The organism is Murinocardiopsis flavida (genome assembly GCF_003014485.1).
GTDB lineage: Bacteria > Actinomycetota > Actinomycetes > Streptosporangiales > Streptosporangiaceae > Murinocardiopsis > Murinocardiopsis flavida.
Genome location: NZ_PYGA01000034.1, coordinates 22,131 through 38,358, shown reverse-complemented (window position 1 = coordinate 38,358; position 16,228 = coordinate 22,131). Strand labels below are relative to the sequence as shown.

General features: G+C 70.9%; 12 protein-coding genes and 1 tRNA gene. 11 read left to right on the top strand and 2 right to left on the bottom strand.

The annotated features are described in order from the left end of the window. The first annotated feature begins 6 nt into the window (after window positions 1-6). The 7 genes from gltB (at window position 7) to pyk (ending at window position 10,237) form a co-directional block, all read left to right on the top strand. Window positions 7-4,596, top strand: a complete 4,590-nt coding sequence (gltB, locus tag CLV63_RS30460) for a glutamate synthase large subunit (RefSeq protein WP_106586701.1) — start codon at window positions 7-9, stop codon at window positions 4,594-4,596. 35 nt (window positions 4,597-4,631) lie between these two features. Continuing rightward, the gene (locus tag CLV63_RS30455; protein WP_106586700.1) at window positions 4,632-6,086 is read left to right on the top strand and encodes a glutamate synthase subunit beta; all 1,455 of its coding nucleotides are present in this window, start codon (window positions 4,632-4,634) and stop codon (window positions 6,084-6,086) included. Between the two features lie 106 nt (window positions 6,087-6,192). Beyond that, window positions 6,193-6,453, top strand: a complete 261-nt coding sequence (locus CLV63_RS30450) for a hypothetical protein (RefSeq protein ID WP_106586699.1) — start codon at window positions 6,193-6,195, stop codon at window positions 6,451-6,453. A 106-nt stretch (window positions 6,454-6,559) separates the two neighbouring features. Beyond that, complete coding sequence (locus CLV63_RS30445) at window positions 6,560-6,952, top strand: DUF2784 domain-containing protein (RefSeq protein WP_106586698.1); 393 nt, start codon at window positions 6,560-6,562, stop codon at window positions 6,950-6,952. Between the two features lie 132 nt (window positions 6,953-7,084). Beyond that, on the top strand, window positions 7,085-7,987 hold the full coding sequence (locus CLV63_RS30440; RefSeq protein WP_106586697.1) for a prenyltransferase: 903 nt from the start codon (window positions 7,085-7,087) through the stop codon (window positions 7,985-7,987). A 214-nt stretch (window positions 7,988-8,201) separates the two neighbouring features. Further along, on the top strand, window positions 8,202-8,747 hold the full coding sequence (locus CLV63_RS30435; protein WP_245929207.1) for a type 1 glutamine amidotransferase domain-containing protein: 546 nt from the start codon (window positions 8,202-8,204) through the stop codon (window positions 8,745-8,747). A 59-nt stretch (window positions 8,748-8,806) separates the two neighbouring features. Further along, window positions 8,807-10,237, top strand: a complete 1,431-nt coding sequence (pyk, locus tag CLV63_RS30430) for a pyruvate kinase (RefSeq protein ID WP_106586727.1) — start codon at window positions 8,807-8,809, stop codon at window positions 10,235-10,237. A 248-nt stretch (window positions 10,238-10,485) separates the two neighbouring features. On the opposite strand, the gene CLV63_RS30425 is transcribed toward pyk, so the two are convergent. Together CLV63_RS30425 and CLV63_RS30420 are read right to left on the bottom strand one after the other, a co-directional pair. Then, window positions 10,486-11,433, bottom strand: a complete 948-nt coding sequence (locus CLV63_RS30425) for a DUF1266 domain-containing protein (RefSeq protein WP_106586695.1) — start codon at window positions 11,431-11,433, stop codon at window positions 10,486-10,488. A 317-nt stretch (window positions 11,434-11,750) separates the two neighbouring features. After that, window positions 11,751-11,824 (bottom strand) — tRNA-Leu (locus tag CLV63_RS30420). 164 nt (window positions 11,825-11,988) lie between these two features. Here CLV63_RS30420 and CLV63_RS30415 point away from each other — a divergent pair. The 4 genes from CLV63_RS30415 to CLV63_RS30400 all read left to right on the top strand — a co-directional run bounded on the left by CLV63_RS30415 (window position 11,989) and on the right by CLV63_RS30400 (window position 16,221). Further along, window positions 11,989-12,564, top strand: coding sequence for an ANTAR domain-containing response regulator (locus CLV63_RS30415; RefSeq protein ID WP_106586726.1), 576 nt, complete (start codon window positions 11,989-11,991; stop codon window positions 12,562-12,564). A 439-nt stretch (window positions 12,565-13,003) separates the two neighbouring features. Then, window positions 13,004-14,356 carry a branched-chain amino acid ABC transporter permease gene (locus CLV63_RS30410; RefSeq protein ID WP_211301554.1) on the top strand — a complete coding sequence of 451 codons (1,353 nt, stop codon included), beginning with the start codon at window positions 13,004-13,006 and terminating at the stop codon, window positions 14,354-14,356. 10 nt (window positions 14,357-14,366) lie between these two features. Then, the gene (locus CLV63_RS30405) at window positions 14,367-15,350 is read left to right on the top strand and encodes a branched-chain amino acid ABC transporter permease (RefSeq protein ID WP_106586693.1); all 984 of its coding nucleotides are present in this window, start codon (window positions 14,367-14,369) and stop codon (window positions 15,348-15,350) included. Beyond that, window positions 15,340-16,221, top strand: a complete 882-nt coding sequence (locus tag CLV63_RS30400) for an ABC transporter ATP-binding protein (RefSeq protein ID WP_106586692.1) — start codon at window positions 15,340-15,342, stop codon at window positions 16,219-16,221. The genes CLV63_RS30405 and CLV63_RS30400 overlap by 11 nt, the downstream gene beginning before the upstream one ends. The last annotated feature ends 7 nt before the right edge of the window (window positions 16,222-16,228 follow it).

Here is a 16,228-nt window from a genome sequence, read left to right as displayed (position 1 = left end):
GGGTAGATGCCCGCTGGCCAGGTGCAGCGTTCGTCGGTCCGAACGAACGCCCAGTCCACTCCTGAGGGCCTGTACAACAGCTCCTTCGAGCACGACGCCTGCGGTGTCGGACTCGTAGCCGACCTCTCCGGCCGCCGCAGCCACGAGACCGTCGAAAAGGCGCTCACCGTGCTGCGCAACCTCGACCACCGGGGCGCCTCCGGCGCCGACCCCGACGACGGCGACGGCGCGGGGATCCTCACCCAGCTCCCCGACGCGCTCTACCGCGAGGTCTGCGGCTTCGCCCTGCCCGAACCCGGCGCCTACGCCGCCGGAATCGGCTTCCTCCCCACGGACGCCGCCGAACGCACCGCCGCCATGGCCGCCGTCGAGGCGATCGTCGCCGACGAGGGCCTCACCCTGCTCGGCTGGCGCGACCTCCCCTTCGAGCCCCGCTACTGCGGCCCGGCCGCCCGCGAGGTCATGCCGTTCTTCGGCCAGCTGTTCCTCGCCGCGCGCGCCGACGGCACTGATGACACCGGCGGCACTGACAGCACCGGCGGCCACCTCACCGGCATCGCGCTGGAGCGCCGCACCTACTGCGTGCGCAAGCGCGTCGAGCACGAGGTCGGCGTCTACTTCCCCAGCCTGTCGCCCCGCACCATCACCTACAAGGGGATGCTCACCACCCCCCAGCTCGAACCGTTCTTCCCCGACCTGTCCGACCGCCGCTACACCACCGGCCTCGCGCTGGTCCACTCCCGGTTCTCCACCAACACCTTCCCGTCGTGGCCGCTCGCCCACCCGTTCCGCTACATCGCGCACAACGGCGAGATCAACACCGTCAAGGGCAACCGCAACATGATGCGGGCCCGCGAGGCCACGATGAGCAGCGACCTGTTCACCGGCGACATGGCGCGGCTGTTCCCCATCATCGACCCCGACGACTCCGACACCGCGTCCTTCGACGACGCACTGGAACTGCTGCACCTGGCCGGGCGCTCGCTGCCCCACTCGGTGCTGATGATGATCCCGGAACCCTGGGAGAACCACACCGAGATGGACCCGGCGGTGCGCGCCTTCTACGAGTTCCACTCGATGCTCATGGAGCCCTGGGACGGGCCCGCGTCGGTCACGTTCACCGACGGCACCCTCGTCGGCGCCGTACTCGACCGCAACGGCCTGCGCCCCGGCCGCTACTGGGTGACGGAGGACGGCTTCGTCGTCCTCGCCAGCGAGGCCGGCGTCCTCGACTTCGACCCGGCCACCGTCGTGCGCAAGGGCCGCCTGCAACCGGGCCGCATCTTCGTCGTCGACACCGAGCAGGGCCGCATCATCGAGGACGAGGAGATCAAGGCGGGGCTCGCCGCCGAGCACCCCTACGCCGAATGGCTGGAGCGCGGCGTCGTGCCGCTCGCCGACCTCGCCCCCGCCGAGGCCGCCCCGGTCACCGAGCTCGTCCGCGCCCAGCAGGTCTTCGGCTACACCGAAGAGGAGCTGCGGATCATCCTCACCCCCATGGCCCGCACCGGCGCCGAACCGATCGGCTCCATGGGCACCGACACCCCCGTCGCGGCCCTGTCCACCCGCTCCCGGCTGCTGTTCGACTACTTCTCCCAAGGGTTCGCCCAGGTCACCAACCCGCCACTGGACGCGATCCGCGAGGAGCTCGTCACCAGCCTGCGCACGGCGCTGGGCGCCGAGGAGAACGTCCTCTCGCCCGACCCCGAGGACTGCCGCCGCATCGTCCTGCCGACACCCGTCCTCGACGACGCCGGCCTCGCCGCCGTCGTCGCCGCGGGCGGACCGGACGGCGACCCGGCGTTCCGCACCCACGTCGCCAACGGCACCTACCCGGTCGGCGGCGGCGGCGCGGCGCTGTCGCAGCGGCTCGCGGAGATCTGCGACGAGGTGTCGGCCGCCATCGCCGGCGGCGCGCACATCATCGTGCTCAGCGACCGCGGCGCCGGACCCGACCGCGCCCCCATCCCGTCGCTGCTGCTCACCGGCGCCGTCCACCACCACCTGGTGCGGGAGAAGACCCGCACCGAGGTGGGCCTGGTCGTGCAGGCCGGCGACGTCCGCGAATGCCACCACGTGGCGCTGCTCGTCGGCTACGGCGCCTCGGCGGTCAACCCCTACCTGGCCCTGGCCACCGTGCGCGACCTCGTCACCCGGGCCGTCATCAGCGACGTCGACGCCGAGACCGCCGTCGCCAACACCGTCAAGGCGTTCGGCAAGGGCGTCCTGAAGATCATGTCGAAGATGGGCGTGTCCACGGTCGGCTCATACATGGGCGCGCAGATCTTCGAGGCGCTCGGCCTCGGCGCCGACGTCGTCGACCGCTGCTTCACCGGGACCACCTCGCGCCTGGGCGGCATCGGCTTCGACGTCATCGCCGACGAGGTCGGCATGCGCCACGGGGTGTCCTACGCCGCCAACCCCGCCGACCACCGGCGCCTCGCCGTCGGCGGCGAGTACCAGTGGCGGCGCGAGGGCGAACCCCACCTGTTCAACCCCGAGACCGTGTTCAAACTCCAGCACTCCACGAAGACCCGCAGCTACGAGATCTTCAAGGAGTACACGAACGGCATCGACGACCAGGCGCGGCACCTCATGACGCTGCGCGGGCTGCTGAAGCTCAAGGAGGGCGTCCGCGAACCCGTCCCCATCGACGAGGTCGAACCGGTCGCCTCCATCGTCACCCGGTTCTCCACCGGCGCCATGTCCTACGGCTCCATCTCCGCCGAGGCGCACGAGACCCTCGCCATCGCCATGAACCGGCTCGGCGGCAAGTCCAACACCGGCGAAGGCGGCGAGGACGCCGGGCGGTTCACCCCCGACGCAAACGGCGACCTGCGGCGCAGCGCCATCAAGCAGGTGGCCTCCGGCCGGTTCGGGGTGACCTCGCACTACCTCAGCAACGCCGACGACATCCAGATCAAGATGGCGCAGGGCGCCAAGCCCGGCGAGGGCGGGCAGCTCCCCGGCCACAAGGTGTACCCGTGGATCGGCGACACCCGGCACTCCACGCCCGGTGTCGGGCTCATCTCCCCGCCGCCGCACCACGACATCTACTCCATCGAGGACCTCGCCCAGCTCATCCACGACCTGAAGAACGCCAACCCGGGCGCGCGCGTCCACGTCAAACTCGTCTCCGAGGCCGGTGTCGGCACCGTCGCGGCGGGCGTGTCCAAGGCGCACGCCGACGTGGTGCTCATCTCCGGCCACGACGGCGGCACCGGCGCGTCCCCGCTCACCTCCCTCAAGCACGCCGGCACGCCGTGGGAGCTCGGCCTCGCCGAAACCCAGCAGACCCTGCTGAAGAACGGGCTGCGCGACCGCATCGTCGTGCAGGCCGACGGCCAGCTCAAGACCGGGCGCGACGTCATCGTCGCCGCGCTCCTCGGCGCCGAGGAGTTCGGCTTCGCCACCGCACCGCTCGTGGTGTCGGGCTGCGTCATGATGCGCGTCTGCCACCTCGACACCTGCCCCGTGGGCGTCGCCACCCAGAACCCGGAGCTGCGCGCCCGCTACGCCGGCCAGGCCGAGCACGTCGTGAACTTCTTCGAGTTCATCGCCGAGGAGGTCAGGGAGTACCTCGCTGCACTCGGCTTCCGCAGCCTCGACGACGCCATCGGCGCCGTCGAACTCCTCGACACCGCGGGCGCGCGCGACCACTGGAAGGCGCAAGGGCTGGACCTCGGCCCCATCCTGCACGCCGAGCAGCCCTGGGGCAGCGACCACCGCCACCGGGTGCGGGCCCAGGACCACGGCCTGGAGAAGGCGCTCGACAACACCCTGATCCAGCTCTCCGAAGGCGCGCTGGAGTTCGGCGAGCCCCTGACACTGGACCTGCCCGTGCGCAACGTCAACCGCACCGTGGGCACCATGCTCGGCCACGAGGTCACCCGGCGCCACGGCGCCGACGGCCTGCCCCACGACACCATCGACATCACCTTCACCGGGTCCGCCGGGCAGTCCTTCGGGGCGTTCGTCCCCAAGGGCGTCACCCTGCGCCTCGTCGGCGACGCCAACGACTACGTCGGCAAGGGCCTGTCCGGCGGGCGCATCAGCGTCCGGCCGCCCGAGAACGCGCCCTTCGCCGCCGAAGAGCAGATCATCGCCGGCAACGTCATCGCCTACGGCGCCACCTCCGGCGAGGTGTTCCTGCGCGGCGTCGTCGGCGAGCGGTTCTGCGTGCGCAACTCCGGCGCCCTGGCCGTCGTCGAAGGCGTCGGCGACCACGGCTGCGAGTACATGACCGGCGGGCGCGCCGTGATCCTCGGCCGCACCGGGCGCAACTTCGCGGCCGGGATGTCGGGCGGCGTCGCCTACGTCCTCGACCTCGACGAAGGCCGCGTCAACACCGAGATGGTCGACCTCGACCCGCTCGACGAGGACGACAGCGCGTTCCTCACCGACGTCCTCGCCCGGCACCACGCCCACACCGGCTCCGCCGTCGCCGCCCGCCTCATGGCAGACCCCGGCCTGGCACTCGGGCGGTTCACCAAGGTCATGCCGCGCGACTACAAGCGGGTGCTGAACGCGCGCGCCGAAGCCGAACGCGACGGCCGCGACATCGACCAGGCCATCATGGCCGCCGCCCAGTCCTAGCCGCAGAGCCGGCATCGGAAAGGAGGGACATCCCTATGGCTGACCCGAAGGGTTTTCTGAAGATCACCGAGCGCGAGACGCCGCGGCACCGCCCGGTGGACGTCCGCATCCAGGACTGGCGCGAGGTCTACGCCGACTTCGACCGCGCCACCGTCGCCAAGCAGGCGTCGCGCTGCATGGACTGCGGAATCCCGTTCTGCCACAACGGCTGCCCGCTCGGCAACCTCATCCCCGAGTGGAACGACCTCGTCTACCGGCACGACTGGGGCGAGGCGATCGAACGCCTGCACGCCACCAACAACTTCCCGGAGTTCACCGGGCGGCTGTGCCCGGCGCCCTGCGAGTCGGCGTGCGTCCTCGGCATCAACCAGCCTGCGGTGACCATCAAGAACGTCGAGGTCTCCATCATCGACCGCGCGTGGGAGGAGGGCTGGGTGCGGCCCATGCCGCCCGCCGCGCGCACCGGGCGCAGCGTCGCCGTGGTCGGGTCCGGGCCCGCCGGGCTGGCTGCCGCCCAGCAGCTCACCCGCGCCGGGCACGACGTCACCGTCTACGAGCGGGACGACCGCATCGGCGGGCTGCTCCGCTACGGCATCCCCGAGTTCAAGATGGAGAAGCGGCACATCGAGCGCCGCATCGCCCAGATGCGGGCCGAGGGCACCGACTTCCGCACCGGGGTGAACGTCGGCGCCGACATCACCGTCGACGACCTGCGCGCCGGGCACGACGCCGTGGTCCTCGCGGGCGGCGCCACCGCGTGGCGCGACCTCCCCGCCAAGGGGCGCGAACTCGACGGCATCCACCAGGCCATGGAGTACCTGCCGCTGTCCAACCGGGTGCAGGAGGGCGACACCGAGAGCCCCGCCATCAGCGCCGAAGGCAAGCACGTCGTCGTCATCGGCGGCGGCGACACCGGAGCCGACTGCGTGGGCACAGCGCACCGCCAGGGCGCCGCATCGGTCACCCAGTTGGAGATCATGCCCAAGCCGCCGGTGGAGCGGCCCGAAGGCCAGCCATGGCCGACCTACCCCATGGTGTACAAGGTGACCAGCGCCCACGAGGAGGGCGGCAAGCGCCTCTACTCGGTGAACACCCTGGAGTTCGTCGGCGGCGACGACGGCAGGGTCACCGCCCTCCGGCTGGTCGACGTCCGGCGCACCGCCAACGGCTTCGAACCCGTGGCCGGCACCGAACGGGAGATCCCGGCCGAACTGGTCACCCTCGCCATGGGCTTCGTCGGCCCGCAGAAGGAGGGCCTGCTCACCGACCTCGGCGTCGACCTCGACGGGCGCGGCAACGTCGTCCGCGACAACGACTACGCCACCACCGTCGACGGCGTGTTCTGCGCCGGCGACATGGGCCGCGGCCAGTCGCTGATCGTGTGGGCCATCGCCGAAGGCCGCAGCGCCGCCGCCGCGGTGGACCGCCACCTCACCGAGCGGACCGACCTGCCGGTGGCGATCCCGCCGACCGAGCGCCCACTGGTGTAGCCGCCGGGTGCCGCGCCGGCCCGCGGGCCGGCGCGGCACCCGCACCCGCGTTTCCGGAGAGGAATCACTCCCCGCCCACCGGCTCTGCGGCCGTATCGTTGCGGCCATGGCACAGAGCAGCGCGCCCGGCGGCGCGGCGTCCCACACCGTCGAACTCACCGTCGACGAGCTCATCGTGCTCGACCACTGGCTGCACGCACTCGACGCGCGCGCCGACTTCGAGGAGCTGGCCCCCACCCGCGCCGAACGCACGGTGCTGTGGTCGCTGCTCGCCCAGACCGAGCGGCAGAACCCCGCCGTGTTCGCCGCCGACTACGACCGCGCCGTCGCCGCGGCGCGCGCCCGGCTCGACCCGGGCGCGGTGTAGGCCGGGCGGCGGGCAGGTGACGGGGGAGTGGCCGGTGCGGATACTCAGTCCGAATAGAGCACCGATACGGATGGTCTACGCGCGCGCGGACATCTAGCGTCGAAGTATGGGCTACCAGATCATCGGCGACACCGCCATGCTTCTCCACTTCGGCTTCCTCGCCTACGTGATGTTCGGCGGGTTCCTCGGCTGGAAATGGCCCAAGGCGTTCTGGCCGCACCTGATCATCGCGGCGTACGGGCTCGGCATCGTGCTGATCGACTGGCCGTGCCTGCTGACGGAGATCGAGGAATGGGCCAGGGTCAGCAACGGCGGCGCACCCATGCCGAACGGGTTCATCGACCACTACCTCACGGGGGTCATCTACCCCCGCGAGCACCTGCTGACATCGCGGATCGTGATCGGCGCCGTCGTCGCCGTGTCGTGGGCCGGCACGGCGTGGCGCGCTGCGCACCGCGGCGGCGCGGCCCCGGTCGCCGCGCCCGTTAAAAAACCGTGAGTATTCACCGGTATGCGGTGCGTTCCCGCGGCGCTTTCGGCCCGGTGCCCAGGGCCGATCCCGGTGCGCCGCGATTCGTCCCGACTTGTCCGGGGCTTTTCGCGGGCCGCTGACCGGCGTACTTTCGAGAACATGACCATGATGGAACTGGGAACCCTGACCACGGCCGAACACTTCATCATGCGCAACGCGCGCCTGCTCGACCGGCACCGCTACGCCTACCACTTCCTCGGCGGCCCGGCCGAACCGATCCGCCAGGTCCTCGACGCCTACCGCAACCCCGACGGCGGCTACGGCAACGCGTTGGACCCCGACCTGCGCGGGCACCGCAGCCAGCCGGTCGCCGTCGAAGCCGCCCTGCGCATCCTGGACGAACTCGGCCCCATCCCCCGGCCCATCGCACTCGACGCCTGCCGCTACCTCACCGGCGTCACCCTCGACGACGGCGGGGTGCCCCCGGTGACCCGCAGCGTCCGCGTCAGCGACGCCGCGCCGTGGTGGCGCGAACGCACCGACTTCGGCGCCCGGCTCGCCCCCACGGCCGCCATCGCGGGGCTGCTGCACAAGCACCACGTCTGCCACCCGTGGCGCGACCGCGCCACCGCGTTCTGCTGGAAGCGCATCGGCTCCCTGCACTGGACCGACCCCGTCGAGGCGTTCGCCGTCTGCACCTTCCTCGCCCACGCCGCCGACCGCGAGCGCGCCGCCGCCGAACTGGCGCGGCTGCGGCCCATGATCCGCGCCGTCACCCAGCTCACCCCCGACACCGAGGGCAGGGCGCACACGCCCCTCGACATCGTGACCAGCCCCGACGGCACCGCCGGCGCACTGTTCAGCAGCGCCGAGATCGACCGCGACCTCGACGCCCTCCAGGCCCGCCAGGAATCCGACGGCGGGTGGGGGCACCCGGGCGAGTCCTGGTGCGCCACCGCCGACAGCGACTGGCGCGGCCTCGTCACCGTCCAGCGGCTCGTCACCCTGCGCGCGTTCGGCTGCCTCACCGAGGGCACGGCGATCTACCCGCGCACGGCCTGAGACGCCGGGCCGGATCAATCCGGCCGAATCCGCCGGGCCGAATCCGCCCGGCCCGCCCGGGGACGGCGGCGGGCGGATCCCCGTGCGTAACACCGCCCACTCCCGGGCAGGGGGAGCGCTGGGCCGTCCCATAGGCGGCCGGACCGCGCACGGCGACACGCACGACCAAAGGGGGACCCAGCACGCCATGGCCTTCGAACGCACACTCTCCGGCATGACCATCGCCTTCCTCACCGCACCCGAAGGCGTCGAGCAGATCGAGCTCACCGACCCCTGGGAGTACCTCGAGGCCCGCGGGGCGACGCCCCGGCTGGTCTCCACCGGCAGCGGCACCGTCCAAGGGTTCGACCACCTCGACCGGGCCGACACCTTCACCGTCGACACGACGGTCGACCAGGCCGCGGCGGCCGACTTCGGCGCCCTGGTCCTGCCCGGCGGGGTCGCCAACCCCGACTACCTGCGCACCCAGGCCGGCGCCGTGGCGTTCGTCCGCGCGTTCTTCGACGCCGGGCTGCCCGTCGCCGCCATCTGCCACGCGCCGTGGACCCTGATCGAGGCCGGTGTGGTGGCGAACCGCACGCTGACCTCCTACCCGAGCCTGCGCACCGACATCGTCAACGCGGGCGGCACCTGGGTGGACGAGGCGGTCTGCGTCGACGACAAGGGTCCCAACACCCTCGTCACCAGCCGCAACCCCAACGATTTGCCCCAGTTCGATGCGGCGGCGGTCACTGCGTTCGCCAATTCGCCAGCTCAATGACGCCCATCGGCTACTTGGTTTAGACCAGTGCACTGTGAGGACGCTCTAAAGTGGTCACTGTGACACGACGAGCAAAAATCGTCGCGACCCTCGGTCCGGCAACATCGAGCCTGGAGTCCATCCGCGCGCTCGTGGCCGCCGGACTCGACGTGGCGCGACTCAACCTCAGCCACGGTTCGTACGAGGACCACCGCGCCAGCTACGACAACGTCCGCACCGCATCGGCGGAGAGCGGGCGCAGCGTCGGCATCCTCGCCGACCTCCAGGGCCCCAAGATCCGGCTCGGCCGCTTCGCCGACGGTCCGCACGAACTCCACCCCGGTGACGAGTTCACCATCACCGTCGACGACATCCAGGGCGACCGGCACCGGGTGTCCACCACCTACAAGGGGCTGCCCGGCGACGTCCGGCCCGGCGACCGCGTCCTCATCGACGACGGCCGGGTGGTGCTCGAATGCGTCAAGACCACGAGCACCGACGTCCACACGCGCTGCATCATCGGCGGGAAGGTGTCCAACAACAAGGGCCTCAACCTGCCGGGGGTGTCGGTCAGCGTGCCGGCCCTCACCGAGAAGGACGAGGAGGACCTCCGCTGGGCGCTGCGCCAGGGCGTCGACATGGTCGCGCTGTCCTTCGTGCGCAGCCCCTCTGACGCGGAGGAGGTGCACCGCATCATGGACGAGATCGGCGTGCGGCTGCCCCTCATCGCCAAGATCGAGAAGCCGCAGGCCGTCGAGCGGCTCCAGGACATCATCGAGGTGTTCGACGGTGTCATGGTCGCCCGCGGCGACCTCGGCGTCGAACTCCCCCTGGAGAACGTCCCGATGGTGCAGAAGCGCGCCATCGAGCGGTGCCGCAACAAGGCGAAGCCGGTCATCGTCGCCACGCAGATGCTGGAATCAATGATCAGCTCGCCCCGGCCCACCCGCGCCGAGGCGTCCGACGTCGCCAACGCCGTCCTCGACGGCGCCGACGCCGTCATGCTGTCCGGCGAGACCAGCGTCGGCGAGTTCCCCGTCGAGACCGTCGAGACCATGAGCCGCATCGTCGCCGCGGCCGAGGAGGAGTCCCTCCGCGCCTCGCACGTCCTCAACCGGGTGCCCGAGACCACCGGCGGCGCCATCGCGCGCGCCGCGGCCGAGGTCGGCGCCACGGTGGGCGCGCGTGCGCTGGTGGCGTTCACCCAGAGCGGCGAGACCGCGCGCCGGCTCGCCCGCTACCGGTCGCCCATCCCGCTCATCGCGTTCACCACCGTCGACAGCACCCGCAACCAGCTGTCGCTCACCTGGGGCGCCGAGACCCACTGCGTCCCGTGGGTGTCCCACACCGACGAGATGGTGCGCCAGGTCGAGAGCGACCTGCTGGAGATGGGCCGCTACCAGAAGGGCGACAAGGTCGTCGTCGTGGCGGGCAGCCCGCCCGGCACGGCCGGATCCACCAACTCGCTGCGCGTCCACCGCCTCGGCGACGCCATCGCGCACGGGAAGTGAACCGCCGACCCGCTCCCCGGCCCGGGGAGCGGCGGACGGTATAGGGACAGGCCCCGCACCGGCACGGTGCGGGGCCTCTTCCGTGCTCTGAACCGCACTTTCTGGCCGGGCTTCTGCCCGCACTTCTGGCCGCGCTTCCGACCGCGCCTCGTCCCTCGCACTGTGCGCATTCAGTCCGCATCCAGTGCACACTCAGTCCGCTCTCAGTGCGCACCCGGTCCGCACCCTGCCCGGTCGCCGCGGGCGGCCTACTGCGTCTGGGTCTGGACGGGGTGGCCCTCCTGCGGGACCGTGCGCTCCAGCGGCATGTCCCACGGCAGCAGCTTCCACGGGCTCTCCGGGTCGGCGGTGAGCAGGCCGAGCGCGGTCCACACCCGGTCGGACCCGGCGTCCTCGGGGCCGGTGCCGTTCCACAGCAGGTACCCGCCGTGGAACGCCTCGGCGAGCTGCTGCCAGCTCGCGTAGCGCCGCTGGAGGTCGACCGCCACCCGCCGCAGCAGGCCCTGGGTGTCGACCGGGCTGAGCCAGTCGAGGCTCGCCCCGCCCAGCGCGAGCCGGATGACGTGCGCCGACTTCCACCACTCGAACGCGCCGATGACGACGGTCTCGGCGGCCTCGTCGGCGCCGGTGACCTCGCGCAGCCGCTGGACCTGCGCCGGAGTGAGGCTGATTGTGCGGTCGGGGCGCACCCCCGACGGGTCGGCGCACAGGGCCGTGCCGGCGGTGAGGTCGACGATCATGTCGGCGGTGTGGCCCTCGTGCAGCTCCGACCACAGGCGGTCGACCGTCGCCAGCAGCGACGTGCGGTCGACGATGCCCCACTCGAACTCGAAGACCTTGCGGTAGCGCCGCCGCAGCTGCGGGCGGGCCACGACGTCCCACGGCTCCGCCAGCGCCACCCGGAACGGGGCCGCGACGGCGGCGGCCCACCGTTCGGTGCTCAACGGGGCGTCGGGGTACTTGGTGCGAAGCGTGGGCGCCTCGCGCGCGCCGACGACCAGCTCGGCGAACGACCCAGCCACCAGGGCGGCGATGGGCAGCAGCGCCCAGCCGGGGAGCCCCAGGACCAGCAGGAGCACGGTGAGGAGGGGGAGTGGCGCCATGAGCCAAGGCTGGCGCCGCTTCGAGGCCCAGGAGATGACCACCCAGGCGGCGACGGCCACGCCGCCGAGGACACCGGCCACCGCGGTGAACACCAGCCGCTCCCTTCACACCCCCGGCGCGGCGGCTGCGGACACGGCCGCCCTGCACGGGGATCCACCAGACTCTGCATCCAGGATCACCGACCGCCGCCGGAGAATGGGGCGCGACCGACGGGTTGTGCCCAGGTTGTAGCCGCGATGTGACCCTCTATGACGGCTGCGACGGCCGGGCCGCGGGCGGCGGCGGCCGCAGCGGCGGGGAACGCGGGTGCGACCGGCGCCGGACGTATCACCGGTACCGACTGTGTCACCGGTACCGGCTGTGACCGGTGCCTACTGTGCGACCGATGCCGACTGAACCCGCGAAAAGGTGCCCCGAGTGGGATTCGAACCCACACTTGAATGAGTTTGAGTCATTTTCCTCTGCCGATTGGGATATCGGGGCCGAATTCGCATCGCTGCGGAATCCGGGAAAAGCGCATCGGCGTCGCGGAATTCAATTGTCGACCGGGCTGCCGAGGTCACGACTGTATGCCGGACCGGCCGCCGGTGCAGACCATGCTAGCGGATCTCGGTACGCTCGTGTACGTGACTGAGACGCAGAGCCGCGTGGTCATCGCGGAAGACGAGGCCCTGATCCGCCTGGACCTCAAGGAGATGCTTGAGGAGGACGGCTACGCCGTCATCGGCGAGGCGGGCGACGGCGAGACCGCCATCGCCCTCGCGACCGAGCTGAAACCCGATCTCGTCATCCTCGACATCAAGATGCCGGTACTCGACGGCATATCGGCGGCCGAGCGCATCGCGGGGGAGCGCATCGCCCCCGTCGTCATTCTCACCGCGTTCTCCCAGCGCGAGCTGGTCGAGCGCGCACGCGACGCGGGGGCGATGGCCTACCTGGTCAAGCCGTTCACCAAGAAGGACCTCGTGCCGGCCGTCGAGATGGCCGTGAGCCGCTACGCCGAACTGTCGGCGCTGGAGGCCGAGGTGTCCGGCCTCCAGGAGCGGCTCGAGACCCGCAAGCTCGTCGAGCGCGCCAAGGGCCTGTTGCAGAGCCGGCACGGGCTCAGCGAACCCGAGGCGTTCCGGTGGATCCAGAAGAACTCCATGGACCGCCGCCTCACCATGCGCAAGGTCGCCGAGACCGTCATCGAGACGCTTTCCGAGCAGAAGTCCGAGGGATAGCGGGCGGCTCCGAGACAGGGCTGCTCCGAGACAGGGGAGAAGAGAGGGCGTACCGCACCCCCACACCACCGCACCGCCCGCCGAACGCGGGGGAGCAGCGCCTTCCCGCCCGCACAAGTACACACAAGCGGAAGCATTCGGGCGCCCGGATGTGCGCGATCCCCGGCGTCCCGCACTCCCAGCCACGCCCCGTCACGGGCGGTGCAGCCGTCGCTACACCGCCCGTGACGTGTATCGCGACCCCGCCGCCCGATCGGACCCCGCCCGCGCGCCCACGCCGGGTCACGGATGCGCACGAAGTCATGACGTTTGCATCACGTGGCTTTAGCAATGCTGAAGAACTCGCCTAAACCGGGCTAAACTCGCGCCACTACCCGTGTGATCCCCCGGCGCCGGGCCCACAGCCCGGAGCTCCACCCCGAATGCGCTAGGAGCGCGCGTGCGCAGACGCCTCGTCACTGTGCTGCTCGCCGTGGTCGCCGCCATCCTGGCGTCCACGGCCCCAGCGGTGGCAGACGACCAGGGCGGTGTGAACGTCAACGGCCAGATCCGTCAGCCCGAAGAAGTCGAAGGAATCGACATCACGGTCTTCAAGGGCGACGAAGAGATCGGCAAGGCGACCACCGACCCCGCAGGAAAATGGGACGTGGAGTTGCCCGAACCCGGCGACTACCGCGTTGTACTGGACCAGAAGTCCGTCCCCAAGGAGTTCGTGGTGGACGATCCACCAGGCCACGAACTCGAGGTGAAGGTGCGCGAGGGCCAGCAGCGGACCGTCGTGTTCCGGCTCGCCCCACCGGGCGAACAGGAATCCGAGGCGTCCCCCAGCGAGTCGAAGGACGACGAGGCGTCGCCCGACGACGAAGGCGACGCCGCCGGCGGCATCGACTCCAGCACCCCGTTCAGCTCCCAAGTCGTCCAGGCGACCATCGCCGGCATCGTGTTCGGGCTGATCATCGCGGTCTCCTCGATCGGCCTGTCACTGATCTTCGGCACGACCAAGATGATCAACTTCGCCCACGGCGACATGGTGACCTTCGGCGCCATGATGGCGCTGATGTTCAGCACCAGCGCCACGTTCGGCGCGATGTCGCTCGTCCCCGCCGCCCTCCTCGCCGTCATCCTCGGCGGCCTGCTCGGCCTGGGGCTGGAACGGTTCGTCTGGCGCCCGCTGCGCAAACGCAACGTCGCGCTGATCCAGATGTTCATCGTCTCCATCGGCGCGTCCCTGCTGCTGCGGCACGTGCTGCTGATCTCCTTCGGGGCGCAGCGCAACAAGTACGCCGACTTCCGCATCCAGGAGCTGCTGACGCTCGGCCCCGTGAGCATCAGCCCGCGCAACCTCTCGATCGCGCTCCTCGCCATCGCCGTCCTCGTCGCCGTCGGACTGATGTTGCAGTTCACCCGCATCGGCAAGGCCATGCGCGCCGTCGCCGACAACCGCGACCTCTCCGAGTCCTCGGGGATCGACGTCGACCGGGTCACCCTCTACGTGTGGGGCATGGGCGGCGCGCTCGCCGCACTGGGCGGGGTCTTCTACGGCCTCTACGAGAGCGTCCACTGGCAGATGGGCTTCCACCTGCTGCTGCTGATGTTCGCCGGCGTCATCCTCGGCGGCCTCGGCACGGCGTACGGCGCAATGGCCGGCGGCGTGGTGATCGGGCTGGTCGCCACCCTGTCCACGCTCTGGTTCCCGGCGCAACTGATGGTCGCGTTCGCGCTCGCGATCATGATCATCGTGCTGCTGGTGCGGCCGCAGGGCATCATGGGCCGCCGCGAGCGGGTCGGATAGGGGACCGTCGATGGACTTTCTGAGTATCTTCTCCGCTGCCCTCGGGTCGGCGATCGGACCGATCGCCGCGATCTACGCACTCGCGGCGATCGGCCTGAACATGCACTTCGGCTACACCGGGCTGCTGAACTTCGGCCAGGTCGGCTTCATGCTGGTCGGCGCCTACGGCGTGGCCGTCAGCGTGCTCACCTTCGGCCTGCCCATCTGGGCGGGCTTCCTCGCGTCGATCGCCTGCGCCATCGTGCTGGCGCTGCTGCTGGGCATCCCCACACTGCGCCTGCGCGCCGACTACCTCGCCATCTGCACCATCGGCGTGGCCGAGGTCGTGCGGCTCATCTACCGCGCGCCCGTGGCCCGCGACCTCACCGGCGGCGTCTACGGCCGGCAGGGCTTCGCCGACGGCTTCGACGACGCCAACCCCTTCACCGACGGCCTCGACCTCGGCATCGTCAGCTTCCGCGCCAGCGACCTCTGGGTCATGGTGTGGGCCTGGGGCCTGGTCGGCCTCGCCACCCTCGTCATGTGGCTGCTGATGCACAGCCCGTGGGGCCGCGTCATCAAGGGCATCCGCGAAGACGAGGAGGCCGTGCGCAGCCTCGGCAAGAACGTCTTCCTCTACAAGATGCAGAGCCTGGTGCTCGGCGGCGTGTTCGGCGCGCTCGCGGGCGCGCTCATCGGCCTCAACCAGCAGACCGTCACGCCCGACCAGTTCATGCCGCAGGTGACCTTCTACCTGTGGGCCATGCTGCTGCTGGGCGGCGCCGGCCGCACCCTGGGCCCCATCATCGGGTCCATGGCCATGTGGTTCCTGCTCACCCTCTTCGACGAGATCCTGCGCGGCCTCGACAGCATCGACATGCTGCCGTTCTTCGGCGGCCCCGAGGTCGGCGCCATGCGGCACGCGATCGTCGGGCTGGTACTCGTCCTGCTGATCATCTACCGGCCGCAGGGCATCGTCGGCGACCGTAAGGAGATGCTGGTCAATGTCAAGTGACCCGACCGACGCCGCGGCGCCGGACCGGCCGGTCCCCGACCGCTCGGCGGGCATCGAACCCGTCCCCGGCGTCGCGAAGCCCGACCCCATCCTCCGCGCCGACGGCATCCGCCGGTCCTTCGGCGGCCTCACCGCCGTCGACGTCGACCACCTTGAGGTGCAGCGGGGCACGATCACGGCGCTGATCGGCCCCAACGGCGCCGGCAAGTCCACCCTGTTCAACCTGCTGACCGGCTTCGACCGGGTCGACAGCGGGCAATGGACCTACGAGGGCCGGAGCCTGCAAGGGCTGGCCGGCCACCAGGTCGCCCGCCGCGGCATGGTGCGCACCTTCCAGCTCACCAAGGCGCTGACCCGCATGACCGTCATGGACAACATGCTCCTCGCGGCGCAGGGCCAGGTCGGCGAGAAGATGCTGGGCGGCCTGCTGCGGCTGTGGACCACCCAGGAGGCCGCCAACCGCAAGCGCGCCATCGAACTGCTGGAGCGGTTCAAACTCGACACCAAGCGCGACGAGATGGCGGGCAGCCTCTCGGGCGGGCAGCGCAAGCTACTGGAGATGGCGCGGGCGCTGATGGTGCAGCCCGGCATGGTGATGCTCGACGAACCCATGGCCGGCGTGAACCCCGCGCTCGTGCAGTCGCTGCTGGGGCACATCACCGCCCTGCGCGACGACGGCATGACCGTGCTGTTCGTCGAACACGACATGGACGTGATCATGGGCATCAGCGACTGGATCGTCGTGCTGGCCGAGGGCAAGATCATCGCCGAGGGGTGCCCGGACGACATCCGGTCAAACACCCAGGTGATCGACGCCTACCTCGGCGCCAGCCACGACGACCCCGCCGCGGCAACCGGGGAGGACCGTTGAGCACGAA